Source organism: Marinomonas atlantica (genome assembly GCF_001639725.1).
Lineage (GTDB): Bacteria > Pseudomonadota > Gammaproteobacteria > Pseudomonadales > Marinomonadaceae > Marinomonas > Marinomonas atlantica.
This window is the reverse complement of sequence record NZ_LTAW01000005.1, coordinates 97,917-120,991: the sequence shown is the minus strand read 5'-3', so window position 1 is coordinate 120,991 and position 23,075 is coordinate 97,917. Positions and strand designations below refer to the sequence as shown.

The following is a 23,075-nucleotide window of genomic DNA, read 5'->3' as shown; positions in this document are numbered from 1 at the left end:
AATTAATCTACTTTTAGCTGTTTACGTTTTTTACGAATACGACGAAAGATTAAATAGCCACCCACTAGCAAAATCACACCGGCACCATTTAGCGCGCCGTATAGTATCCATTCACTACTGGAAAGTCCCGCAGGCTCTTCTTTCGCTTTAGTGTCATCTATCGACTCATTAATAGGAGCATCGACAGCCTCATCTTGCTGACTGGCTGGATCGATTTCCTCCATTTCTTCCTGGGATACCACCGCAATTTGTGGTGTTACAACAACAGGCATCAAGTCACGGTTTACCGCCGCAACCGCCGCAACCGCCGCCATTGCAGCCTTACCGTCATCCCGTGATTGACTTAATTTTACGACATCGGCACCGTCACGATTTAAATACCATGAAGGCGTGGAATACTCGAAACGAACACCAGTTCGAGTAATGCCGATTAAACGTATGTGAGCACTCAACGCACTGTTTGGCGCAACTGGGTAAATTTTTTGCCAATACCCCTCACCAATTAAGGGCATTTCAAGAGACTCTTCGCTACCATCACCACTTGTGATAATTAAACGCGCATTACTGCGAAGCAAATTCAAACGCAAGTTCGTTGGCTTAGCAGAAAAAGCCACTAAGTTTTCACTCTGGCGCTCTGCTTCCAATGAAATCGGTGCTGTCACTGCAAAAAATTGGCTAAGTTTGCGAACAAAAGTTTTTCCGTCTACTTCTGAAATCAACTCATAATTGCCTTCACCCGTAATTTGCTCAATTTTATTCTTGAATTGATTATTAGTGATGGGTAATGGACGATTAAGGAGTTGTTTCGTACTCTCACCACTCAGCAGATTCAGTTTCTGCTTGGTCTCAACTAATGACAGTACCTCGGGATCTTCAATCAGAGTGTTATCTTGGAACAGTCCGACGGTCGAATAAATAGGTTCATTCACAAACAAAACCGGAGCGACTTTGGTGGCCTGAGCACTGAGTTTGGTGATCACACGAATGTTACTGCGCTCTAAATCGACATCCTCTACTCTCCATGTCCCCACACTTGGCTTAGTAATGGTAACCAACAAGTAATGATCCGCATCGACATAAGAGACATTCAGCGCCCCCATATTCAGCCGCTTACCATTTGGCAAAAATACTTTAGGTGTGACGCCTTGCTCATGAAATATAAGTAAGGTGGCTTCTTCAATGGCGTCATCAATAAAGAATGTATTACCTTCAAAAGGTACTTCTTCTGACGGTGCCGCTTGTGAAAAGACTCGATCAAAGGTATCTAACAAGTCATTTGGCGTAGCAACTTCTGTATGTGTCGCATCCGTTAACGTCGAGACTGATGACAGCAGCTCTTTATCGGTATATCCCGTCATGGAAACTGTATGCAAATGGATATTACGTTCAGCCAACTGACTGGCCAAATCGTTCATAATCCGAGAACGAGAAGCTTCATTCACCGCTTCATCCAAGCTTACATCCACCATACCATCGGTGACCAAGATCCAATGGCGATCAAAGCCTGGCTCTAAATCCCCAGCATCAGGTGTTTGCAGCAACATTCTAATGATCGATTCTAAATCCGTCTTCAAATCACCTGGCGTGTAATTACTAACAGCTTGGCTTAATGCCTGTTTCGTTTCTTGATTGACACGTGCTTCTGGTAGCAACACTCGGGCACGCTCTCCAAATAGCCAGACACCCAGAGTAGCTTGTTCTTCAGGTGCTAAATCGGAAATGAGTTTTAAAGACTCGGCGGTTAATTTGTCAGGATCACTGATCAACATACTGCCAGAGGCGTCTACAATGAGACGAAATTGTGTGTCAGCAGCAGCCCAGGGGGCTATTGTAAGAAGTATCATCACCAAACAACTGTTGACGTGCTTTCGTATAACCATCTTCTTACTCCTGAGCAACTGCTTTATATGCTAATTCGAAGGATTGCCCTAATAAGTAGGATCATAGGGCTCGGGCATTCCGTGTACCCATTTGATTATATGTTCTTCCCAACGCTCTTCGTCAACGGTGTTTTCGTTAACGGCGTAATGGCTAACATTTAGGCCTTGAGTTTTCATTTCTCGATCACTGCCCACCACAAGTGGATGCCAGTTCGGTAAATCGCCCGTTTGATGCAGTACTCGATAGCTACAAGTGTCGGGCAGCCAATCAAACGCTGCGACATCTTCCGGCCTAAGAGACAAGCAGCCTTCGACCTTTTCAAGGCGCTGATCATAGACTTTACAACGGCAAGCATTAATATCTAATTGGTGACACGACAGGTTGGTGTAATACACCTCTTCTGTCTCATCATCTACCATTTTCTGTAAACAGCACTTGCCACAGCCATCACAAATAGACTCCCATTCACTGGGGGCCATTTGCGCCATCGGCGTGGTCTTCCAAAAAGGTTCGTAACGCTTTGCAATCATCAGTAACGAGCTTCCGTCGGCGCTTTATACATATCCAATAAATATTCTTCCCGAGCGGGCGGCATTTGCAAATAAAAACCTTTCTCTTTGATCGATTCCATAACGTCTGTAGCGTTCGCTCGAGCCAATTTTTGATCTGGTTTAATCAGCATTGTCATTGCACTAATGCCCGCGCCAAAGCGAGACATTAATGCTTCTGGAATGTTCTTTAACCCTTTGTTTTTCTCAACATAAAGGTACATTTCGTCCACTTTTGATGAGCGGAAAATTTCAATAATCATGTGACTCATGATAGTTACTCAGTAAGTAATAGTATTAGTTTGCGAATTTTTCTAACAAAGGTGCAACCACCTTATCTTTGCGCCAGCCATTAAACGCTGGATTCGACCAATCCATCGGTGAGCCTTCATAAACATGTCGCATCAAGGGATCCAACAATTTACGCTTTAACACCACTTCCGGTGCCAGCTCCAGTTGCTGAGCAAGTTGCTTTGAATACGCTCGCATCGCCTTTGATAAATCACCGGCCTCGGAAGGCAGTGGAGCAGGCAAGGGTTTTTGGTATTCATCGGCACTCAATTCATTCACCAATGCAATTTTTTCAAGCACTGTATCGGAATATAAGCGCACTTGCTTAGGCGTAATTTCTTCTGTCTTGCCTACATCACGCGCATTATCCGGCATAAACTTAGCCAACGCCCATAATGTACGATCTTTCAGCACTTGGCCACGGGGCGTATCGTTTGCGCGAGCTCGCTCATCACGCCACAAGTACAGTAAGCGCAGCAACGTTAGGCCTTTCGGACTTAAACGCCAAGCCGCTTTCACACCATCCCAATTCTGCTCAGCATCATTATTTTGCAAATATTGCCATTTAAGACTTTCGCAATCTTCTAGTACCCAATCGAGCATGTTTTTCGCGATTAAACGCTCTACCTGCATTGGGTATACTTCAGCAAGATATATAACATCTAAGGCCGCATAACGTTTTTGAGCGTCCGTTAAAGGGCGAAGTGTCCAATCAGATCGCGTCTCATCTTTGGCAACATCGATATCAAGATAGGCTTTCACTAACTTAACATAGCTTAACGACCATTGTGCACTGGCAAACGCCTCACCGATTTGAGTGTCATAAAAAGGTGTCGGCAACACGCCTAAAAGATGATCAAAGACATCTAAGTCTTCAGAGCAGGCATGAAAGACTTTCATAACGTCTTCATTCACCAATAGCGCGCGCAATGGCGACCAATCTGCGATGGTTTGTGGATCAATTAAGACCGCTTGCTTACCTTCAGAAATTTGAATCAAGCCTGTCACTGGGTAAAAAGTCGTGCGACGCACAAACTCGGTATCCACTGCAACAAAAGACAATGTGGACCAGTATTCACACCACTTCGCCAGTGCTGCATCGTTATCCACCCAAACAATATCGAGATTTTGGTTTTGTATATCCATGTTATAGTCTTTTCCGGCCTTCTAATGCTAACGCTAACGTATTACCGTCAACATATTCTAATTCGCCGCCCATCGGTACACCCTGAGCTATACGACTGACGTCTACTCCGTGAGGTTTCAGCATTTGCGCAATGTAATGGCTAGTCGCTTCACCTTCTACGGTACTGTTTGTGGCGATGATAACTTCTTCAACACCGACTTCTTTAGCCAGTGTCTCTAAGCGATCTAAGCCAAGCTCTTCTGGTCCAATGCCATCAATCGGGGAAAGATGCCCAAGCAGAACAAAATACATTCCATCAAACTGCTTAGTACTTTCAATGGCAATCACATCAGCAGGCGTTTCAACAATACATAAACGACTGCTGTTACGCTGATCGTCAGCGCATATAGGACAGAGCGTATCCTCCGTCAAAGTGCGGCACTGATGACAGCGCCCCACTTTATCCAATGCTTGACGAAGAGACTGAGCGAGTCGATCAGCCCCTTGGGAATCGCGTTCTAATAAATAGAGCGCCATTTTTTGCGCGGACTTAGGCCCAACACCCGGTAAACAGCGCAGGGACTCAATCAGCTCTTTAATTAATGGGCTGAACAAGTGTCCACTCCTATCTTAGAAAGGCATTTTAAAACCAGGAGGAATCGGCATGCCTTCTGTCGCAGCTGCCATTTTCTCTTTAGAAGCTGATTCAATGTTACGCACGGCATCATTGATGGCCGCCGCCACTAGGTCTTCTAGCATTTCTTTGTCATCTTCAAACAGAGAGTCATCTATGGATACACGCTTCACATCATGACGACCTGTCATTGTAATTTTCACAAGGCCTGCACCCGCTTGACCTTCAACTTCCATATTGCCCACTTCTTCTTGGGCTTTTTGCATGTTTTCTTGCATTTTTTGCGCTTGGCGCATCATGTTGCCCATACCACCTTTAAACATAACTCTCTCCAAATATAGTAATTAAGCTTTCACTTTAACTGTGTCATAAAGAACTTGGCCACCCAACGTTTCCGCTAACGCTTGAACCACTGGGTGCGCATTTAAATGATTAATCGCAGCTTGCAGCGCTTCGGCACGCTTGCTTGCCGCAAACTCTTCGGCCGTCACACCTTCAACTTCAGCCAGCGTGTCGATAATAAGTGGCACTGGCGCAGCGAAAAATTCCGATAACTGGTTTTGTATTTGCTCATAACGAGCTTGATTTAACATATGCCCGTATTCAAGTGGAACTTGTAATTTTACCCCTTGCTCTGAAGCGTCCATCAAACAAGAGTTCATGATTATATTTTGGACCAATCCCGTTAATTTCAAGCGTGGTGCCACCAACCACCATAGATTCATGGTCATATCTTTAAAATGCGCAATGTCAGGCAAAGGAATCGCCAATGCTGGCTGAGCAACTGTATCGGGCTGCTTATCAATTAAAGCCGGTTTATCTGAAACAGTCTCCACCAGAGAGGCCGACATCGCGAAAGGGTCTGAGGTTTCTGCTATCGCTCGCTCATCGGCCTCATCGTCCGTTTCTTCTTCTGCTGCATTGGAGTCATTCAGCATTTTAGAGAGACGAGCGCTAGGGTCGACCGACGTTTTTGGCTGAGGAGGCGCAGCAGGCACAGTTAATGGTTTAGAATCTGTAACAACAGGCTCAGATGGCAATGATTCAGGCACAGCATATTCCGCTACCGGCGCTTGGTAATCATTGTCGTCGTCAGATAATGACTCATCCCATGGCGGAGTTTGTTCGTTCATCAACGACGGTTCAGCAGGCGCTACTGGAACTGGCGTTTCTGCTAGCGTCTCAACCGGTCCCGCTATTGCCGCATCCACTTGGTCATACTCAGTTTCAGCAGGTGTTAGTGCTGCATCACTCGCAGGTAAAACCGTAGTGGCTCTATTCAGCTCAGCTGTTTTTTTTTGCTCAACTGTCGGTTCAGGTTCACGATAAGGGGCAACGGGCTCAGAAGGCGCTTCGTAACGTACAGTCATCTGAGTCGCCGGTCGAAATGCGATTAGGCGTAACATCAACATTTCAAAGCCGGATTTAATCGAGTGAGACAAAGGTAGATCACGTCGACCAATTAACAAACTCTGGTACATCACCTGTATTTCTTCAGGCGAGACATTTTGTGCTAATTGCTGGATACGCGTTAAATCCCCCATCTGATCTTGCAGCACACCAGGCACTTGCTGCTCAACTGCCACGCGGTGCAATGCGTCCAACAAGGCACCACAGATTGAAATGAAGTCCGGCTGATAATCTGCCAACGCTTCGATTTTTGTCAATGTTTGAGCCGCGTCTTTTGCTGCAACGGATTCCAATAAAGACAAAATCTGAGTCTGATTGACCAACCCCAGCATTGATGTCACACCAGTTTCGGTAATTTTACCATCGCCAAATGCGATCGCTTGATCCGTCAAGCTCAACGCGTCTCGCATACTGCCATTAGCTGCTTGACCAATTTGCCATAAGGCCGGTTGGTCATAGCTGACTTGCTCGGAGCCAAGAACGGTTTGTAAATAATCAACCACTCGCTGTGCCGACATATTTTTAAGATTAAACTGCAAACAGCGAGAAAGAATCGTCACAGGTAGTTTTTGTGGGTCCGTCGTCGCGAGCAAAAACTTAACATGCTCAGGCGGTTCTTCTAAGGTTTTTAGCAGAGCGTTAAATGAATGACTCGACAACATGTGCACCTCATCTATTAGGTACACCTTGAAACGCCCTCGTGTGGGTGCGTATTGGACGTTCTCCAATAGCTCTCGGGTGTCTTCGACTTTGGTACGCGACGCCGCATCCACTTCAATTAGGTCAACGAAACGTCCTTCCGTGATTTCACGACAGCTGTCGCACTCGCCGCACGGCTCAGGAGAAATGCCATTCACCTCACAGTTTAGACATTTTGCGAAAATTCGTGCAATGGTGGTTTTACCTACCCCGCGAGTCCCCGTAAACAAATAGGCGTGGTGTAGACGCTGCTGCCGCAACGCATTCACTAATGCTTGTAATACGTGGTCTTGGCCTGCCATTTCAAGGAAGGTTTGCGGACGCCATTTTCGTGCGAGTACTTGATAGCTCATGCAATCTAATCTGGTGATGATTGGGGCTGTGATTTACACAGCGTTGAATTGTTTGACCATACAGTATTACAAAATTCGTGGTCATATAATTCGCTGAATTTTAAGCTTTTTCAGAGAAAAAAGGAATGCAGACACACGCAAAAGTCGAGTGACTGTCTAAATCCATTATTACCTATAATGCAAAAAGGTCAGCAGATGCTGACCTTTTAAATAACTTTAGAGCCTTAATTCTTTTGCTGACCCGCCAAACGCTGACGTTCACGCTCTAACTCTTTCTCACGGCGGTGCTTTTCAACCGCATCTAGCACTTCTGCACCAATGTGAGCTTCGCCACGCTCTTTCGCTAGCTGCACTTGACGCTCACGCTCAATGAATCGACGACGCTGCTCATCTGTGTATTTGTCAAAGCAGTGCGGACAACTAACACCTTGCTCAAAGCGCTCATCTTGCTTCTCTTCTTCTGTGATCGGCATACGACAAGCATGACATTGCCCGTATTCACCTTTTTCAAGTTTATGATTCACAGAAACACGATTATCAAACACAAAACATTCGCCCTGCCACATAGTGTCTTCTTCTGGCACTTCTTCCAAGTACTTCAGAATGCCGCCTTCTAAATGATAAACCTCATCAAACCCTTGCTCTTTCAAATAAGCCGTCGATTTCTCACAGCGGATACCGCCAGTACAGAACATCGCAACTTTTTTGTTCTTCTCAGGATTAAGGTTCTCTTTGACGTAATCAGGAAATTCACGGAAGGTATCGGTCTTAGGGTTTACCGCATTTTCAAAAGTACCGATTTGGAACTCGTAGTCATTACGAGTGTCAATCAACACAACATCAGGATCAGAAATTAGAGCATTCCAATCTTTTGGCTTAACGTACGTACCGACAACTTTACGAGGGTCAACACCTTCAACGCCCATCGTAACGATTTCTTTCTTCAGCTTAACTTTGGTGCGGTAGAACGGCATGTCTTCATCAAAGGATTCTTTGTAGACGATATTATCCAAACCCGGTTGTTGGGCTAACCATGCCAGCATAGCATCGATACCTTCACGAGTACCGGCAACCGTGCCGTTAATACCTTCACTTGCTAGCAGCAAAGTACCACGTACACCATTGTCTTCTAGCACTTGACGAAGCGGTTCACGCAACGCTTCGTAGTTATCCAACTGAACAAATTTATATAAAGCACATACAACAACTTTTGACACGTCTATCTCTCCTAATGCGTTCTGGAACGTAAAACCAGAGCCTTTAATTGAAGGCGCGCATTATAGAGAAAAGAGGAGTTGATTGCGAATTTTATTGACCCGGGTCAACATTGTTTTGAATGCTATTGTTCACGCGAAACCAGCCAGCAATACTGTGACGTGTTCGCTTAGCCGTAAGCACTTCATGAGGAAAATCTTCACTCAGGAACACGGCCAAACGCCCTTTAATTGGGGCATAGCGACCCACTTCTTTGTTTTCATCCTGTTCATCAAACAAAACAAAATCACCGCCATCTTGATCGCCCCATGCTTCATTGAGATACAGCACCGTTGACAGTACACGATTACTTTTACCCTTGAATGCATCCACATGCTTTTCGTAAAAAGCACCTTCTTCATAACGTGCAAAATGCGCCTCGTAATCCCAAAGCCCCATAAACAATCGACGATTAAACGCTAAACGCAACTCTGACATGGCATCCAAAAAAGCCGCACGAGCGGACGTTACTGGATCAATCCAACGAATATAATCACTGCGCCGATTCAAAACGACCTGATGATCACTCGAGCGCCCCACCCCGGCCTGCTTCATATAGGCGTTATCAAGCTCCGAAATATCCGCTAGCAGCCCTCCAATCAATTCTTCTGAAAAGAACCCATCTGTCACGCTCCACCCCTTTTCACAAATATCCGCAACCACTTGATCAAACGGCGTGTGGGAGGTGAACGGCTGGATAACACTCATAAAGGAAACCTATTATCTATGAAGATTGTAAAGCGGCGAATGATACTGTAGCGTGCCCGCGAGAACACTCATTATTAGACGATTTCTTTGCAAATGTATCAACTACGTGACTATCAGCAAGAGGCCGTAGACGCCACTTTGAATCATTTTCGCAGCACCGACGATTCCGCTGTGATTGTCTTACCAACCGGCGCAGGGAAAAGCCTCGTCATAGCCGAGCTGTGCCGCTTAGCTCGGCAAAAAGTGATCTGCTTGACCCACGTAAAAGAACTGGTAGAACAAAATCATCAAAAGCTCACAGCACTTGGCGTCGATGCAGGGATTTATTCTGCGGGGCTGGGCCGAAAAGACACCCAAAACAAAGTGTCCTTTGCCAGCATTCAGAGCATTGCTCGTGGCCTTGAGCAGCATCATGAGCCTCTATCATTGCTCATTATTGATGAATGCCACCGCATCCCTAAATCCGAACAAGGCCAGTATCATGCGGTTATTCGGCATTTCAAAAAACTCAATCCAGCCTTAAAAATCTTAGGGCTAACAGCCACTCCTTACCGCCTAGACAGCGGCTGGATCTATCAAAACCATTATTGGGGCTTTGCGCGAGAAACAGACAACCCGTTTTTCAAAAAATGTATTTATGAATTACCACTGCGACGCCTAGTAAAATCGGGGTACTTAACAGAGCCTAAAGTCTTTGATGCCGCAGTTGCTCACTACGACTTTAGTCAGCTCCTCAGCAATGAATACAACGAAGACCAGACCCCCGTTGAACAACAACTCAACGAACTGGTTAGCAAACATCCTCGTGTCACCAAAGCTATCTGTGAACAGATAGAAGAGCTAGCAAAAAACAGACTGGGGGTGATGATTTTCGCCAGCACCGTTGAACACGCCAAAGAAATAATGGGGTACTTACCGGCTGAACACTCTCAAATCGTTACTGGCGACACAGCGATCACTAAGCGGGACCAAATCATTCATGACTTTAAGCAGCAAAAAATCAAATATCTAGTGAATGTTTCGGTGCTCACTACTGGATTTGATGCACCACACGTGGATGTAATCGCTTTATTGCGCCCCACAGAATCGGTTAGTTTATTCCAGCAGATGGTTGGTCGAGGTCTACGCTTATACCCCAATAAACAGGACTGCCTGATCTTAGATTACACCAACAGCGGCTATGATGTCTTCCAGCCCGAGATAGGTTCGCAAAAACCCAACAGCAAGTCTCAATTGGTTCAAGTGGAATGCCCGCAATGCGAGCATCAGAATATATTCTGGGGCATAAAAGCCGCGGACGGCACACTTGTTGAACACTATGGTCGCCGATGCCAAGGACTAGTAGAGACATTAGACGGTGAATTTCAATGCGATTATCGCTTTGTGTTCAAGCGCTGCCCATACTGCAATGAAGAGAATGACATCGCTGCACGTCATTGCCAGCACTGTCATGAACGACTCATCGACCCAGACGACATTTTAAAAAAGGCGTTAAATTTAAAAGGCCATAAAGTCATACGCTGCCAAGCCATTTCCATATCGATAAACGGCAACAAACTAACCATCCATTATCATGATGAAGATGGTGAAGAACTCAAACAAACCTATAATTTTGACTTCACAAAAGGGCGCGATAGCTTCAATCAAGAATTTTCCCGTCGCCTTGGCGGTGGCACTACACCAGTAGAGTTTGATAAAGCAGAGCAAGTCACCCCTTTCATCGAACACTTACCTCACCCAGACTTTGTTATCGCCGAACAGACCAAACGTTATTGGCAAGTCACCCAATTACTTTTTGACTACCAAGGCCCCTACCGAAAAGCAAACGAGGTACGCTAGGACTAGCGTTATTTGACTGCATTTTCATAAGACACTTTAAAAGGAAGATTTAGACTTTCTAAGCGCTGTATCGCTTGCGCTGAAAGAAATGCGTTACCGGGTATTGATTCAATAAAAACTAACCAATAATTAGCAAGCATGTTCTCAGAAAAAATACGTGCTGTTTTCTGATCAATACCAACCGCTTCAAATCGCTTACTAATTCCCTCACTAATAGAAAGCATCTGTTGCGTGTGAAATCCACCATTAAGCACACTATCGGTCATGATATTTTTAGTAAACGCTAAGTGACTGGCATAGAAGGGGAAAAGGGTTTGAGCAATTTGAAGAATATATTCAGTGGGGGATGATGTTGGTTTGAAAGCCCCTACCGCCGCGTTTAAAGCAGCATCCATTTCATCAAAATAAATTTCTTTTACTAAATCTAACTTATCAGGAAAATGAACAAAAAAGGTGCCCACTGCAACACCAGCCAAACGGCTGATTTCGCGCGTAGTCGTAGCATCTATACCGTGATCAGAAAATAATTTTTTAGCTGTATCTTTTATTTTGGCTCGAGTAGTAGCTTTTTGTTGAGTACGACGATTCACAGTAACTTACTCCATGTGTCAGACCCATTGAGTCTAACTAAAAGTGAGCAGCGGGTGAACATTAAAACATCAGTTTCGGGAGGCAAGACCTTTTGGAACAGGCGTCAAACGATTACCAAGTTCCCCTAAAAATCCTGTTATGCGCTCAGCATTGTTACCGTGATCAGACTTACCAGATCTCGAACAAGATCGCATATCCACCACAGCAAAATTATCACGTCGCGTAATACGTATGACTATATCATTACGCATACCAAAAATGGGGGTTCGAGCCGTAGCCTCAATCACACCAGCACTAGGGTACTGGGACACCAGATCCCAACCACGCTCTTTTACTAGCTGAACTGCTTCAATATAGGCTTGCTTAAATGGGGTTTTTACAACTAGCGGCTTAACATTAGGATAGTATCGTTCCTGTAATGACGCCCAAGCCTCATTGTAGACAAGATCATGCTCAGAGCCTTTGCGCAAAAAAGCGATATTGATAAAAATTGGAGGATTTTCGAAATCAGTAGTGATGTCATACAAGTCTGGCAATGCTGACTTTTGAGTATACAAACCGACCCACATTGCACTGTAGATTGAGGAAACAACCGCCACAAGAATAAAAAATCGACGACCACCGGCACTGCATTCGCGACGACAGACCAATAGCGAAACTATTGTAAGCATAGTAAGAGCGATAGCGGCAAATACAGTTTTACGCAGCAACCCAAAAGCAGTATGTGGGTCAATAAAACCTACTCGGACACCGGCAATTGAGAAAAACGCCGCACACCCAATTAACATCAGTAAAACGTACAACACTGGCGAAATGTAACGACTCATAATCTACTCATACAAACATCACAAGGCTAACCTTAGCGCGACATTGAGCCAGTAGATAGTAAGCAACTCAGGGTTCTGCAGTGATTCCATCAAATTTGCATATTTTGCGTAAAGCTCACTGATTTCTAATAGAAAATTATATTTAAACCCGTCAAACTAACCAGCTCTAGAATAACCTCACTAAACACAACTTCTATGACAAACACCCCCGCATCTATAAGTACTAGAAAGCATCAACCACATTGCGTCGATAAACTAAGAGAAGTCGCCAAACAAAACAGTCAGCGCGCATTTATAGCTCGAGGTGCCAACGCAGAACGCTGCCCATGTTGTTTAATGGCATCGTTCGCGTGCTTTTGCGACCAAAGAACTCTTCAAACCAGCCCAGTAAACTTCACACTGCTATTTCACTACACAGAAATACACAAACCAACAAATAGCGGGCGCTTAATTGCAGACCTATTTCCAGAACAGACAAAAGCATTCATCTGGTCGCGAACAACCCCAGATGATGAACTACTAAACCATCTGGATAACTTTAAGGGAAGGAACATCATTCTATTCCCCGATACAGAAAAAAGGATTGAGCTAAATAAGGATCTAGAACGCCCGTCTTCGCTTGAGACACCTATAAACGTCATTATCCTAGATGCCACATGGCGACTGGCCAGCAAAATGCTCCACCAAAGTCGATGGCTTGATGACATACCCACGTTCGCGATTAGCGACGACGCTCAACGATCTTTTAAAGTGCGACACGCTAAGCACGACAATCAATTTGCCACCGCGGAAGTCGTTGCCATGCTACTTGCTCAAGCTAATGCAGAAACACAAAGCGCTGCCCTAGCCAACTATTATCGAGTGTTTAATGATCACAGCATGTGGAGTCGAAAAAGACGCGACACCCCGACTTAGCACTCACCATAAAACAAGTCTCCTCACTAAAACCGCGCCAACACCTTCACTTTATATAAATAAAAACAAGAAAAATCAGCAAAAACCCTAGAATCACCTAAAATACAAACTAACGATTCTTGTTAAGGTCAAGGAAAGCAAGGCTCACACTATGATGAAGGCAGTCATTGAATTTTACCTATATCTTGCAATAATCACGCTCATGCCAACTTGGTATCAGCGCGACTTCATCGATGAAAAAAGGCCTATCAAACACGCACACTATCGCCGTCAATCCGAGCAATACCTAGCCAAACGCAAGGTTGTAAGATCGCTTTGAGCTGGGACGGGGACGCTTGTACTCCTCTTCCCCGCACCACCCTTAGTAGTCGGTGCATTGTTATTTAGCACTTGTTTATCCTTCGCTATTTTGGATGAAAGCAATTAACTGCTGAAACTATACACCACTAACGAACAAGCAACGCCACATCACCTTTTTCACAAAATTGTAGCGCTTGTTTCTTTTTACGACCCACAAGAATTGCATCACTGTCCAAGAACAAGAATGCTTTCCAAGTACGCAGAAAAACACCCCATGTCGTCTCAATCACAAAATCAGCATGGCAGCAGAAATAAATCTTGGTGTCGCTCCCCCAATTATCACAATGCTCTAGAGCCTCTACCGGAAACCCTAATTCATCAGATTCCCATAGTGTCTCCCAATCTACACTACCTAAGCGATTCGCTTTTACCCACACCTCATCAGCAAACAAGTCAGGAAACAAGTATGCATCAGAGATGTAGTCTCGCCATATATTAGCACCAGCGACATGACTCAGAAGTAAAATCTGAGCTCGATCTTGTTCAGACACAAAAGGTTCACCACGACGAAAAACCCACTCTTTACCGCTGCCTGATAACGGTCGATATTGAGACATACACCACCCAATTGATGAAAAAAATTAACCTATTTAGTGAAAAAGCATCGTTTGAAGTACGCACAGCAAACAACTACCCTTTAAATGTAGTAATAAAACTACATTTAAAACTTTAATACCTAAGGAGATACATTATGTATACATCAGAAGACGTAAACACTGCAGCGCTTTACAATCTTCACTACACTGGCGCAGCTAAGAAAACACAGGACTCTCAAGAACAATACGAAGCGCTCCTAAACAGCTGGGGTTTTAACCCTACGAAACCTAGCACTACCGCGGCATTTATTAAAAACGCATCCACATTCTTTCGTGCCGTTAGCAAAGCACTCAAATCTAGCTTTAACATGGCCTCTGCCACCACGCTTATGTCAAAAAAGCATAGCGCTAGCGCACACCTTCCAAGCCACTAAAACATCTTTCAAACCGGAGTAAGCTGAAAGAAATTCACAACAAAAAAGTATTTGGGGAGAAAAATAATAATACCCCTCCCTTTCTTCAACGTCCCTCGCTACACTTTGTTCGCTCAACCACTCAATTATTAGGAGTTGTTATGCGCTTCCCTTACCAAGCCATTCTATTTGACTGTGACGGCGTGATCGTCGACACCGAGACTTTGTCTTCCGATATTCTCAAGCGTATGTTGAACGAATTAGGACTTGAGTTAGACGACCGTACTATGCACACGCAATTTGCGGGCTTTACTACTGATAAGAATCTCATTCTCGCAGAAAGCATGCTAGGCGAACCTCTCCCTGATAATTTTCTGAAACATTATCGGGACGAATTTAATTGCGCCATTAAAACGAACCTTCACCCAATCGAAGGTATTCGAGAATTACTCGATGCCATCACTTGCCCTATTGCCATGGCGACCAATGCGCAACGGGCTGAGATGGAGCTTAAACTTGAGCTAATCGACTTAACACACAAGTTCAAAACACGCTTTGCTGTTGACGACGTCACCCATGGAAAACCCGCTCCTGACCTCTATTTAGCCGCCGCCAACGCTTTGCAAGTATCACCTGAACGTTGCATCGTTATTGAGGACTCTCTAGCTGGCATTCGAGCCGGCAAAGCTGCCGGCGCAACCGTACTGGCATTTAGCGACGTTCTACCCGCAGAGGCTCAAATCGAAGCAGGCGCATCCGCCACTTTCGAGTCAATGGCAGAGCTTATGGTCTTACTTGGACTCAAGTGACATCAACTGCTTCAATAAACTACGAGGCAGCTCTTTAATAGTAAGTGCGCCTGTATCCGCATTGAATTCAATGCTTTCTCCCAGTAAATCCGTATCAAAACTTAGCGTTAGGGCACGATTTGACCCTGACGCTCGCGTAAGCTTCTTCAGCGCCGCCTTTTCAACAAAAATCTCCTTTTCTACCTGAAAGGCATCAGACTCAGCCATTTCAAGAAACTGATGGGCTTGATCAGTCGAAAAGCGGGACTCTATTTGTTTTGCGACATCATTCAGTTCAAGCGGCTCACGCTCAGCCGCTTTTTCAAGACATTGCTCAGCCACTGCACGTTTAAACTCATTAGCTGTTTTAGAAGACATTGATTGGCTTTGGCAAAACGCAGACGCCGCCTCCACTAACTTACGCGTTTCTTTTGCAGCAACTTTTGGTTCATCGCAACCAATGAACTGGGTAAAGTATTCACTTTCCCATTTAGGTGCTTTACCGAAACGAAAAGCGATATAACGAGTGTCATCACGGTCATGATACGCAGACAAATTCACTCGCATCGCCATGTGCAATTTATCTGTTTCGAGCTGGTTTACTTGAGCAAAGCTCAAGTCTTCACCAAGAGTAATACCGGCTTTACGCTTAAGTAACACAATAAACAAGAAATGAGCGCCGCCCAGTTCATAATGATTAAACCAAAGCAGTCCACCTTCAGCCTCACTGACTGGCTCTAAAAAGCGAACGTATTCTGCTGCACATGCCTTTGTAAACGCGGCAAAATCATCAAAGCCTTCTCCATTAAAGTGATTATGCAAAAGAGCAGGTAGCTTACTGCCCTCTTCACTGCCTTCAGGGTTGGAAAACTGCCCAGTATTCATGCCAGAGCGATTAAAAAGGTTAGTCACCTTTGCAGCCAATTGTTCAGCGTCCGCATCAATTGGGTTTTCTGTTGGACGAGCTACCAACAGTGCTTTCGACTCACCTTCTTCTTTCTGAACTTCATGGACAATTAAATTGGCAATAGACACTAGCAACCTCTTACTATTAGTATGATTGGTTTGTAATTCTTCTTTAAGCCGAATGAGGCAATGCTCGAAACAGACGTTATGACAAAATCAACGAAGACAAAGGCGCAAACTCGACAAGAAATCGAATCTCAGATCGAAAACTTTATCCGCGAACAAGGCGAAATAGAGCAAGTCGAGATGGGCGCTTCTGGATTACAAGATGGTAAGTATAACACGAGCAACATGGGGTTTATCGAGCCCAAAAAGGAACGCACCCCACTAAATCATATTGTCGCAGCCCTTCAGCAACGTAAATCCGACAAAAAGCCCGCCCCGATTCCATCACTGAAACCAAGAAAGCCACAAAAGAAAATAATTTACGATGACTTTGGTGAACCTATTCGCTACGTCTGGGAGGATTAAGGAAAGTCCTCGTAAGATCTTTTGACGCTTTGCCCATGCATCTAGGTTCCACTACTATAAAAGAAATTTTAATTACCGGAAGACAATCTAGATGAGCATCAAATATCTACACGCAATGATCCGTACAGCGAACCCTGAAGCAAGTCATGATTTTTACACGAAAGGGTTAGGTCTCATACAGACACGCCGCCATGATAGCGAACAAGGTCAATTCTCTCTAATTTACTACGCCACTGAAAAAGGTGCCCCAGAAGTAGAACTAACTCACAACTGGGACGACCGAACTTATTCTGGTGGTGATCAATTTGGCCACCTAGCATTTGAAGTTGACAATATTTACGCGACTTGTGAAAACTTGCAGAACATGGGAATCACCATTTTACGCCCACCTCGTGACGGACACATGGCATTTATCAAAGACCCCAATGGTATTTCAATTGAGTTATTACAAAAAAACGGCTCTTTGGAGCAACAAGAACCTTGGGCTTCTATGCGAAATACAGGGTCTTGGTAACGTTTGATTACATATATTTACAAAGCTACTTAGTAAAGACATCGCTTTAACAAATATAGGTCTAGAGCCCTAAAGCCTCTGGGCCTATAGTTAATACAAACAACTGTGGAAACAGGGTATAATAATGACTCTTACTAAATTCTCTCAATGCACCATTACACTTGTAAGCATATTACTAGCTAGTTTTAGCATAGCTGGTGAATCGCTATACGACGGTAAGACTCTTCCACAAAACCTTGCTGACGATGACAAAGATGGCGTCATTAATGTTCGCGATTTTTGTCCTGAAACGATGGCAGATGCTAAAGTTGATAATGATGGGTGTCCATCCATTGACACCAAGCAGAAATCGATTAATTTACAAGTGTTGTTTGATACAGGCCGATATGAGGTTAAAACTCAATATTATCCCGAAATCCAGCAAATTGCTGATTTCCTTTATTCTAATCCTGGCTCAACGGTGGTTATTGAAGGTCATACCGATAATGTTGGTGACCCTCAACAAAATCTTGAACTTTCCCGAAATAGAGCCAACGAGATAGCTTTGGTTTTAATTCGTCAATTTGGCATCGATCGTAATAGAATTCGCGGTATTGGTTATGGCGAGACTCAACCAGTTGCCTCAAACCAAACGCCTGAAGGGCGACTCCAAAACCGTCGCGTAATTGCCAACTTGCACGCTAAACAAGTTTCGCAAACTAAGCGCTGGAACATTTACAGCGTTGATAAAATGGCAAAAGATGAGCCAGCTCTTTCTCCAGCACTCCAATTTAGCGGCTTTTAAAACAACATTGATCATACTGTCATACATTAACCATAAAAAGTTGGCTTATACCGAACCAGCGTGTCGACTAACCCCAGTATATTTACTGGGGTTTTGTTTTTAAAGCACTGTAATTCTAAAAATCAGAGGGCGATTGCATTCTCACTCAGCTTTTAAACAATCAGTCTTGAAGCCATTAAATAGGCCGTTTTGAGTATTGTTTGCGCAAATTAAACCTTTAGCAGATTTGGTTGGCTTTGAAGATGTTCTTTAAGCATGAGGTAGTTATAAAAAAATCCCCGCACGAAGGCGAGGACTTTATTAGCAGTCTAAGTGGGCCTATGCCCACATTTTATCTCTCTATTTTTTGTGGTGTAGCAATTCTTCTACAACATCCTGCTCTTCATGCAGATCGTTGGTTTCATCCGCTTTAGGCAGAATCAAATTCAACGTAATCGCCACTAAGCCACACAAACTAACACCTTGTAAATGCCAGTCAGACGAGCCAAGCGTCATGCCACCGATGCCAAATACAAGCGTAACAGCGACAATCACAAGGTTACGTTGTGCCCCTAAGTCTACGCGTGCTTTGATCAAAATATTCATTCCGACACCAGCAATCGACCCAAACAGCAAAATCATAATACCGCCCATTACAGGCGTTGGGATGGTCTGCAGGATAGAGCCAAACTTACCAATGAAGGCCAGACTGATTGCAAACACAGCTGCCCATGTCATTACAACTGGGTTGAAGGCTTTGGTTAGCATGACCGCACCCGTTACTTCAGAATAAGTCGTATTTGGCGGCCCACCGAATAAAGAGGCAGCAGACGTCGCAAGACCATCTCCAAGTAACGTACGATGTAAACCAGGCTTGCGAACGTAGTCTTTACCCGTAATCGAACCAATTGCCAATACGTCACCGACGTGCTCAATCGCTGGCGCAATCGCAACAGGCAACATAAACAAGATTGCTGCTAACTGAAACTCAGGCATGATAAAGCCTGGCACACTTAGCCAACCCGTTTGATCAACAGGCGTAAAGTCAACAATCCCCATTAACAGCGAAACAATATAGCCAACTAACACGCCCGCAATAATCGGCACCAAACGAAAAACACCTTTTGCATACGTTGCAACGAGCAAGGTTGTTAAAAGTGCTGGCATGGATACTAGAATCGCATCGGTATAAGGAAACAATTGTGCCGCGCCATCACCGGTTTTGCCTAAGGCCATGTTAACCGCCACTGGCGCTAAACCGAGACCAATTACCATAATAATTGGACCTGTCACCACAGGTGGCAATAAACGATGCAAGAAGCCCGGTCCGCGCAGCGCCACCAAAATAGAGAGCAGCACGTAAATCAAGCCAGCACAAAATAGTGCCCCCATCGTCGCAGCTTGCCCCCATGTTTCTACCGCGAAAATAATCGGCGCAATAAACGCAAAGGAAGAGCCAAGAAATACTGGCATACTACGCTTTGTGCACAGCTGGAAGATTAGCGTGCCGAGCCCCGCTGTGAACAATGCTACACTTGGATTAAGCCCAGTGATCAACGGCACAAGCACCAATGAGCCAAATGCCACAAACAGCATTTGTGCACCGGCCAAGATAACGCGCCAACCGCTTAGTAAATTATCAGATTGAGTTGTCATGTGAAGGGAACCGTTCTCTTATTTAGTACCAAAGATTTTATCGCCAGCGTCGCCTAACCCTGGAACAATGTACCCCTGCTCATTCAGATGGCTATCGATTGAGGCCGTATAAATATCCACATCAGGATGCGCTTCTTGAACTTTCTTAATACCTTCCGGGGCCGCTACCAGCACCAAAGCTCGAATGGTGTCACAACCATTTTTCTTTAGCAGATCAATGGTTGCTATCAAAGATCCACCTGTGGCTAACATAGGGTCTACAACCAACGACATACGTTGATCAATATCGCTTGCAAGTTTATCAAAGTAACTCACCGGCTCGAGTGTTTCTTCGTCACGGTAAATGCCTACCACGCTAATTTTTGCGCTTGGGATCAACTCTAGTACGCCGTCTAACATACCTAAGCCAGCACGCAGAATCGGCACAACCGTAATTTTTTTACCGCGAATTCGCTGACATTTAGTTGGGCCGCACCAGCCATCTTGCTCGTAATCTTCAAGCTCTAGATCTTTTGTTGCTTCATAGGTCAACAAGTTACCCACTTCAGAGGCAAGTAAACGAAAGCCGCGCGTACTCATCTTCTGATTACGCATCAAGCCAATTTTATGTTGAACTAGGGGGTGACGAATTTCATGAACGCTCATGGAAACCTCTTCTCGGCAGTAATTCTTGACTAATTGGTCATTTTCGCACATTACCCCGTATGAGGCGATATGATATGGCCCAATTTTTGCCTAATGACATGAAAGAATTGTGCCACAACACCACTACAGATAACGAAAAATTGGTTATCTGAATGCATTCTCGAATTACAAAAAAAGCGCGTATTAATACGCGCTTTTAGAAGCTTTGCAAACCCTATGGGACTAGTGCAGCTCAACCATACGATTTCGGCACAAATGCGGTGCCCATAACTGCATAGCGTTCAACAAGGTCTCTCTTTCAAAACCTACTAGCTTAGATGCTTCCAAGATATCTAGATATTGACTCTCTGTTTCCTGTTGTGGTTTGCGCCCTGCAACGCGTAACAAATCAGCTTTGTTGAAGTATCGCCCTGTTTGCAATTCCGCCACTCGAATATCCGTTCCTTCAAACTCAATAGATTGTACTGACATTCAATGCACCCCATTAAAAAGTATTTATACATAGGTTATTTACCTCGCTACCTTTATAACGCACTAGATCATGCATTTTTGTTACAACTGGACGTTTTTTAATCTATTACTAGAAATACACAAGCAAGTAATACTGTATTTAAAAGCTGCCGTAATTTTTTAAAGCCAGCCAGAAGGACTAATTTCTTACACAATGTACAAAGATTACACTATTTGAATATCGAATCCCCAAGGCCTTTGCGATAGTAAATTTACCTTTAACAATGATAATAACGAAGGCTTTAAAAGTATGATGATTAAAACAAAAGTAGCGTTAGCAGTATTAGCAGCGGGTCTTTCGTCACAGGTTTTAGCGGTTGAACTGGGTGAGTTTAACGGCACAAAATTTAACGTAGGCGGCTATTTAAAAGCTGAAACCGTGTTTGACCGCCCAGACAACGGAAAAAATACGGTAGAAGGCAGCGTCCGTCAGTCTCGCTTCAACTTGGGTACTTCAAGCATGGTCGAAGGCCATAAAGTACGAGGCTTTATCGAAGGTGATTTTTGGGATAACAATACCTCTAGCGATAGCAGCTACGCTTGGCGACTACGCCACGCTTACATCAACATTGACAACCTAACCATTGGTCAAACTTGGAATGGCCAGTTCTTTGCAAATGCACCATTTGATACCGAAATGATCAACTTTTGGGGTCTAGGTATTGGTACGATTGCAGGCAATGGTGCACCTATTCGCCCTGATCTAGTTGTGCATTACACAACCAATGGCTGGCGTTTCACACTTCAAGATCCAGTATACTCCAATGCTGATGTGCCGGATGCTGTAGTTGCTTACACGCTAAGAACACAAAGCGGCCATGCTTTTAACGTAGCCGTAACAGGTCGTGAAGTGGATACTACACCTACTGTTAATTCCGACGACCAATCAGATTATGGTGCGGCTATTTCATTAGCATCCAAATTTAAAATGGGTGATACATCACTTAGTCTAAGTGCTTTTACTGGTGAAGGTGCAGGTGTTTATGCAGGTTGGGGCTACTTAGGTAATACAGGCCCTTCTGGCGTAACTGAAGTTGATGCGAACGGTGACATGGTCACACTAACAGGCTTCAGCGCAGGTATTGGCCACAAGTTCTCTGACAAACTGCGCGCCAACCTTCGTTATGGCCAAGTACATTCTGACAAATCAGCTTTATCGGAAGATACTATTCAACAAACGACGCTAAACATGATTTATACCTATCTTCCTAAAGTGGAGTTCGGCGTAGAACTGCGTGACCAAAATGCAGCCAATCGTCCACCAAGCTCACAAGGAACCTCTGCTCGTCCAGCAGGTAAACAGGTTGAGCTAATGGCGATGTATAAGTTCTAAGACAAAACCGTACGAAGATAACCCGAGCTCTCCCCTTGCTTGGGTTATCTTTTTGCTCTGGAAAATAACAACGTTAACACGCCACGCTGCGAAGCGTATGGGAGGGAAGCTCACCAATATGATCACGATATTGTGCAGAGAAACGCCCCAAATTGGTAAAGCCATATTTAAGCGCCACTTCCGTTACATTGCGAATACTCTGGTTTTGACTCAGTTCCGAATGAACACTTTCCAGTTTTAAGCAACGTATGTAGGTTGATGGTGTTAAACCTGTCTCTCGTTCAAATAAATTGTATAAAGATTTACGGCTGATCTGACAAAGTTCTGCTAACTCATCTACCGATATGTCACTGGTAATGTGGCTCAATACATAATCTCTTATTCGTTCTATGTAACGATGCTGTGAAAGCTGAGCACTTTGGCTTAAGCAAAGATTGCATTCGAATGTGCCCAAAATAGCATTACACAACAGTTTGCTGTAATACATCAGCCCCCGCTCGCACAACTGTCCTTGTGGCTGTTGCAAAATATCGTCCAATAAACTTATAAAAGAACCCGATGTTGGCAAAGGCTGCTTTTGAAAACAAAAATGGATCCGGTCGTGGTTCATGTGGTAACCAAACTCCCGCGCCGTCTGCATCATAAACTCTGCAGGAATACGGATGATCAATTTGCGACAATCTTCAGAGTAATCGCTTATTAAAGAAGCGCGCGGCGGTACGATCAGCGCATCCCCAGTATTTAGATGCTGTGTCGTACCGTTGCAGTGTACTTTACTTTGACCACTTAACATTACTTGCAGGTGATACGTATCTGACATCATTGGCGTATGCATTTGTACCGCACAACCGAATGTATGCTCTGAAATCGACAGTTCACCAAAGCCTTTAAACTTGATGTCAGCCTGCGACGAGGAAGATGCACCTAGAATTAGCTGATGTTCGCCAAAGCGTTTACTGATTAAGTAACTCGACACAGACTGGGCAGAAATACCACTGACCTCGTGATCAAATCCTGTTAGACAAATCGTCATATCCAACCCCT

The 23,075-nt window shown here is 44.4% G+C and carries 25 protein-coding genes; 8 read left to right on the top strand and 17 right to left on the bottom strand.

Annotation, left to right across the window (positions count from 1 at the left end):
• Nucleotides 1-2 precede the first annotated feature (2 nt).
• The 9 genes from AYW75_RS10355 to AYW75_RS10315 form a co-directional block, all read right to left on the bottom strand.
• A complete protein-coding gene (locus AYW75_RS10355; RefSeq protein ID WP_067099166.1) occupies nt 3-1,880 on the bottom strand; it encodes a vWA domain-containing protein in 1,878 nt (625 codons plus the stop codon).
• Between the two features lie 48 nt (nt 1,881-1,928).
• Nucleotides 1,929-2,411, bottom strand: a complete 483-nt coding sequence (locus AYW75_RS10350; protein ID WP_067038357.1) for a YcgN family cysteine cluster protein — start codon at nt 2,409-2,411, stop codon at nt 1,929-1,931.
• The gene (locus AYW75_RS10345) at nt 2,411-2,701 is read right to left on the bottom strand and encodes a YcgL domain-containing protein (protein WP_067038356.1); all 291 of its coding nucleotides are present in this window, start codon (nt 2,699-2,701) and stop codon (nt 2,411-2,413) included. Before AYW75_RS10345 ends, AYW75_RS10350 begins: the two co-directional genes overlap by 1 nt.
• A 25-nt stretch (nt 2,702-2,726) precedes the next feature.
• Nucleotides 2,727-3,866 carry a ribonuclease D gene (gene rnd, locus AYW75_RS10340; RefSeq protein WP_067099164.1) on the bottom strand — a complete coding sequence of 380 codons (1,140 nt, stop codon included), beginning with the start codon at nt 3,864-3,866 and terminating at the stop codon, nt 2,727-2,729.
• A 1-nt stretch (nt 3,867) separates the two neighbouring features.
• Nucleotides 3,868-4,461, bottom strand: a complete 594-nt coding sequence (gene recR, locus AYW75_RS10335; RefSeq protein ID WP_067099162.1) for a recombination mediator RecR — start codon at nt 4,459-4,461, stop codon at nt 3,868-3,870.
• Between the two features lie 15 nt (nt 4,462-4,476).
• Nucleotides 4,477-4,803: a YbaB/EbfC family nucleoid-associated protein gene (locus tag AYW75_RS10330; RefSeq protein ID WP_067038353.1), complete on the bottom strand. Its 327-nt coding sequence runs from the start codon at nt 4,801-4,803 to the stop codon at nt 4,477-4,479.
• Between the two features lie 21 nt (nt 4,804-4,824).
• On the bottom strand, nt 4,825-6,942 hold the full coding sequence (gene dnaX, locus AYW75_RS10325) for a DNA polymerase III subunit gamma/tau (RefSeq protein WP_067099160.1): 2,118 nt from the start codon (nt 6,940-6,942) through the stop codon (nt 4,825-4,827).
• Nucleotides 6,943-7,166: 224 nt separating this feature from the next.
• A complete protein-coding gene (trhO, locus tag AYW75_RS10320; RefSeq protein ID WP_067099158.1) occupies nt 7,167-8,159 on the bottom strand; it encodes an oxygen-dependent tRNA uridine(34) hydroxylase TrhO in 993 nt (330 codons plus the stop codon).
• A 91-nt stretch (nt 8,160-8,250) separates the two neighbouring features.
• On the bottom strand, nt 8,251-8,904 hold the full coding sequence (locus AYW75_RS10315) for a 2OG-Fe(II) oxygenase (RefSeq protein WP_067099156.1): 654 nt from the start codon (nt 8,902-8,904) through the stop codon (nt 8,251-8,253).
• A gap of 93 nt (nt 8,905-8,997) precedes the next feature.
• Between AYW75_RS10315 and AYW75_RS10310 the strand changes: the two genes are divergently transcribed.
• Nucleotides 8,998-10,743, top strand: coding sequence for a DEAD/DEAH box helicase (locus AYW75_RS10310; protein ID WP_067099154.1), 1,746 nt, complete (start codon nt 8,998-9,000; stop codon nt 10,741-10,743).
• Nucleotides 10,744-10,751: 8 nt separating this feature from the next.
• Here AYW75_RS10310 and AYW75_RS10305 read toward each other — a convergent pair whose 3' ends face one another.
• Both AYW75_RS10305 and AYW75_RS10300 read right to left on the bottom strand, forming a co-directional pair.
• Nucleotides 10,752-11,333 (bottom strand): TetR/AcrR family transcriptional regulator, encoded by a 582-nt coding sequence (locus AYW75_RS10305; protein WP_067099153.1) that lies wholly within the window; start codon nt 11,331-11,333, stop codon nt 10,752-10,754.
• A 69-nt stretch (nt 11,334-11,402) separates the two neighbouring features.
• Complete coding sequence (locus tag AYW75_RS10300) at nt 11,403-12,161, bottom strand: DUF1499 domain-containing protein (RefSeq protein WP_067099151.1); 759 nt, start codon at nt 12,159-12,161, stop codon at nt 11,403-11,405.
• 195 nt (nt 12,162-12,356) lie between these two features.
• Between AYW75_RS10300 and AYW75_RS10295 the strand changes: the two genes are divergently transcribed.
• The gene (locus AYW75_RS10295) at nt 12,357-13,076 is read left to right on the top strand and encodes a tRNA-uridine aminocarboxypropyltransferase (protein WP_067099149.1); all 720 of its coding nucleotides are present in this window, start codon (nt 12,357-12,359) and stop codon (nt 13,074-13,076) included.
• 446 nt (nt 13,077-13,522) lie between these two features.
• On the opposite strand, the gene AYW75_RS10290 is transcribed toward AYW75_RS10295, so the two are convergent.
• On the bottom strand, nt 13,523-13,993 hold the full coding sequence (locus AYW75_RS10290) for a DUF2947 family protein (RefSeq protein WP_067099148.1): 471 nt from the start codon (nt 13,991-13,993) through the stop codon (nt 13,523-13,525).
• A gap of 134 nt (nt 13,994-14,127) precedes the next feature.
• Here AYW75_RS10290 and AYW75_RS10285 point away from each other — a divergent pair, with 134 nt between their 5' ends.
• Together AYW75_RS10285 and AYW75_RS10280 are read left to right on the top strand one after the other, a co-directional pair.
• Nucleotides 14,128-14,406 (top strand): hypothetical protein, encoded by a 279-nt coding sequence (locus AYW75_RS10285; RefSeq protein ID WP_067099146.1) that lies wholly within the window; start codon nt 14,128-14,130, stop codon nt 14,404-14,406.
• A 140-nt stretch (nt 14,407-14,546) separates the two neighbouring features.
• Nucleotides 14,547-15,194, top strand: coding sequence for an HAD family hydrolase (locus AYW75_RS10280; RefSeq protein WP_067099145.1), 648 nt, complete (start codon nt 14,547-14,549; stop codon nt 15,192-15,194).
• On the opposite strand, the gene AYW75_RS10275 is transcribed toward AYW75_RS10280, so the two are convergent.
• A complete protein-coding gene (locus AYW75_RS10275) occupies nt 15,177-16,208 on the bottom strand; it encodes a nucleoid-associated protein (protein WP_067099143.1) in 1,032 nt (343 codons plus the stop codon). The genes AYW75_RS10280 and AYW75_RS10275 overlap by 18 nt on opposite strands.
• A 78-nt stretch (nt 16,209-16,286) precedes the next feature.
• Between AYW75_RS10275 and AYW75_RS10270 the strand changes: the two genes are divergently transcribed.
• From AYW75_RS10270 to AYW75_RS10260, 3 genes are all read left to right on the top strand, one after another.
• The gene (locus AYW75_RS10270) at nt 16,287-16,610 is read left to right on the top strand and encodes a hypothetical protein (protein WP_067099609.1); all 324 of its coding nucleotides are present in this window, start codon (nt 16,287-16,289) and stop codon (nt 16,608-16,610) included.
• A 91-nt stretch (nt 16,611-16,701) separates the two neighbouring features.
• Complete coding sequence (locus AYW75_RS10265; protein ID WP_067099141.1) at nt 16,702-17,124, top strand: VOC family protein; 423 nt, start codon at nt 16,702-16,704, stop codon at nt 17,122-17,124.
• Nucleotides 17,125-17,248: 124 nt separating this feature from the next.
• Nucleotides 17,249-17,908 carry an OmpA family protein gene (locus AYW75_RS10260; RefSeq protein ID WP_067099139.1) on the top strand — a complete coding sequence of 220 codons (660 nt, stop codon included), beginning with the start codon at nt 17,249-17,251 and terminating at the stop codon, nt 17,906-17,908.
• Nucleotides 17,909-18,247: 339 nt separating this feature from the next.
• Here AYW75_RS10260 and AYW75_RS10255 read toward each other — a convergent pair whose 3' ends face one another.
• The 3 genes from AYW75_RS10255 to AYW75_RS10245 form a co-directional block, all read right to left on the bottom strand.
• On the bottom strand, nt 18,248-19,543 hold the full coding sequence (locus AYW75_RS10255) for a uracil-xanthine permease family protein (protein WP_067099136.1): 1,296 nt from the start codon (nt 19,541-19,543) through the stop codon (nt 18,248-18,250).
• Between the two features lie 18 nt (nt 19,544-19,561).
• Nucleotides 19,562-20,188 carry a uracil phosphoribosyltransferase gene (gene upp, locus AYW75_RS10250; protein WP_067099134.1) on the bottom strand — a complete coding sequence of 209 codons (627 nt, stop codon included), beginning with the start codon at nt 20,186-20,188 and terminating at the stop codon, nt 19,562-19,564.
• A 222-nt stretch (nt 20,189-20,410) separates the two neighbouring features.
• On the bottom strand, nt 20,411-20,659 hold the full coding sequence (locus AYW75_RS10245; protein WP_067099131.1) for a hypothetical protein: 249 nt from the start codon (nt 20,657-20,659) through the stop codon (nt 20,411-20,413).
• A 289-nt stretch (nt 20,660-20,948) separates the two neighbouring features.
• Between AYW75_RS10245 and AYW75_RS10240 the strand changes: the two genes are divergently transcribed.
• Nucleotides 20,949-22,031, top strand: a complete 1,083-nt coding sequence (locus AYW75_RS10240) for a porin (RefSeq protein ID WP_067099127.1) — start codon at nt 20,949-20,951, stop codon at nt 22,029-22,031.
• Between the two features lie 73 nt (nt 22,032-22,104).
• Here the strand turns inward: AYW75_RS10240 and AYW75_RS10235 are convergent, their stop codons facing one another.
• Nucleotides 22,105-23,064: an AraC family transcriptional regulator gene (locus AYW75_RS10235; protein WP_067099124.1), complete on the bottom strand. Its 960-nt coding sequence runs from the start codon at nt 23,062-23,064 to the stop codon at nt 22,105-22,107.
• Between the last annotated feature and the right edge of the window lie 11 nt (nt 23,065-23,075).

What these genes read in the sequence shown, in the direction of transcription:
- AYW75_RS10355 (WP_067099166.1), bottom strand. Translation starts at nt 1,880, where the DNA reads ATGGTTATACGAAAGCACGTCAACAGTTGTTTGGTGATGATACTTCTT.
- AYW75_RS10350 (WP_067038357.1), bottom strand. Translation starts at nt 2,411, where the DNA reads ATGATTGCAAAGCGTTACGAACCTTTTTGGAAGACCACGCCGATGGCG.
- AYW75_RS10345 (WP_067038356.1), bottom strand. Translation starts at nt 2,701, where the DNA reads ATGAGTCACATGATTATTGAAATTTTCCGCTCATCAAAAGTGGACGAA.
- rnd (WP_067099164.1), bottom strand. Translation starts at nt 3,866, where the DNA reads ATGGATATACAAAACCAAAATCTCGATATTGTTTGGGTGGATAACGAT.
- AYW75_RS10330 (WP_067038353.1), bottom strand. Translation starts at nt 4,803, where the DNA reads ATGTTTAAAGGTGGTATGGGCAACATGATGCGCCAAGCGCAAAAAATG.
- dnaX (WP_067099160.1), bottom strand. Translation starts at nt 6,942, where the DNA reads ATGAGCTATCAAGTACTCGCACGAAAATGGCGTCCGCAAACCTTCCTT.
- AYW75_RS10315 (WP_067099156.1), bottom strand. Translation starts at nt 8,904, where the DNA reads ATGAGTGTTATCCAGCCGTTCACCTCCCACACGCCGTTTGATCAAGTG.
- AYW75_RS10310 (WP_067099154.1), top strand. Translation starts at nt 8,998, where the DNA reads ATGTATCAACTACGTGACTATCAGCAAGAGGCCGTAGACGCCACTTTG.
- AYW75_RS10300 (WP_067099151.1), bottom strand. Translation starts at nt 12,161, where the DNA reads ATGAGTCGTTACATTTCGCCAGTGTTGTACGTTTTACTGATGTTAATT.
- AYW75_RS10295 (WP_067099149.1), top strand. Translation starts at nt 12,357, where the DNA reads ATGACAAACACCCCCGCATCTATAAGTACTAGAAAGCATCAACCACAT.
- AYW75_RS10290 (WP_067099148.1), bottom strand. Translation starts at nt 13,993, where the DNA reads ATGTCTCAATATCGACCGTTATCAGGCAGCGGTAAAGAGTGGGTTTTT.
- AYW75_RS10285 (WP_067099146.1), top strand. Translation starts at nt 14,128, where the DNA reads ATGTATACATCAGAAGACGTAAACACTGCAGCGCTTTACAATCTTCAC.
- AYW75_RS10280 (WP_067099145.1), top strand. Translation starts at nt 14,547, where the DNA reads ATGCGCTTCCCTTACCAAGCCATTCTATTTGACTGTGACGGCGTGATC.
- AYW75_RS10270 (WP_067099609.1), top strand. Translation starts at nt 16,287, where the DNA reads ATGACAAAATCAACGAAGACAAAGGCGCAAACTCGACAAGAAATCGAA.
- AYW75_RS10265 (WP_067099141.1), top strand. Translation starts at nt 16,702, where the DNA reads ATGAGCATCAAATATCTACACGCAATGATCCGTACAGCGAACCCTGAA.
- AYW75_RS10260 (WP_067099139.1), top strand. Translation starts at nt 17,249, where the DNA reads ATGACTCTTACTAAATTCTCTCAATGCACCATTACACTTGTAAGCATA.
- AYW75_RS10255 (WP_067099136.1), bottom strand. Translation starts at nt 19,543, where the DNA reads ATGACAACTCAATCTGATAATTTACTAAGCGGTTGGCGCGTTATCTTG.
- upp (WP_067099134.1), bottom strand. Translation starts at nt 20,188, where the DNA reads ATGAGCGTTCATGAAATTCGTCACCCCCTAGTTCAACATAAAATTGGC.
- AYW75_RS10245 (WP_067099131.1), bottom strand. Translation starts at nt 20,659, where the DNA reads ATGTCAGTACAATCTATTGAGTTTGAAGGAACGGATATTCGAGTGGCG.
- AYW75_RS10240 (WP_067099127.1), top strand. Translation starts at nt 20,949, where the DNA reads ATGATGATTAAAACAAAAGTAGCGTTAGCAGTATTAGCAGCGGGTCTT.
- AYW75_RS10235 (WP_067099124.1), bottom strand. Translation starts at nt 23,064, where the DNA reads ATGACGATTTGTCTAACAGGATTTGATCACGAGGTCAGTGGTATTTCT.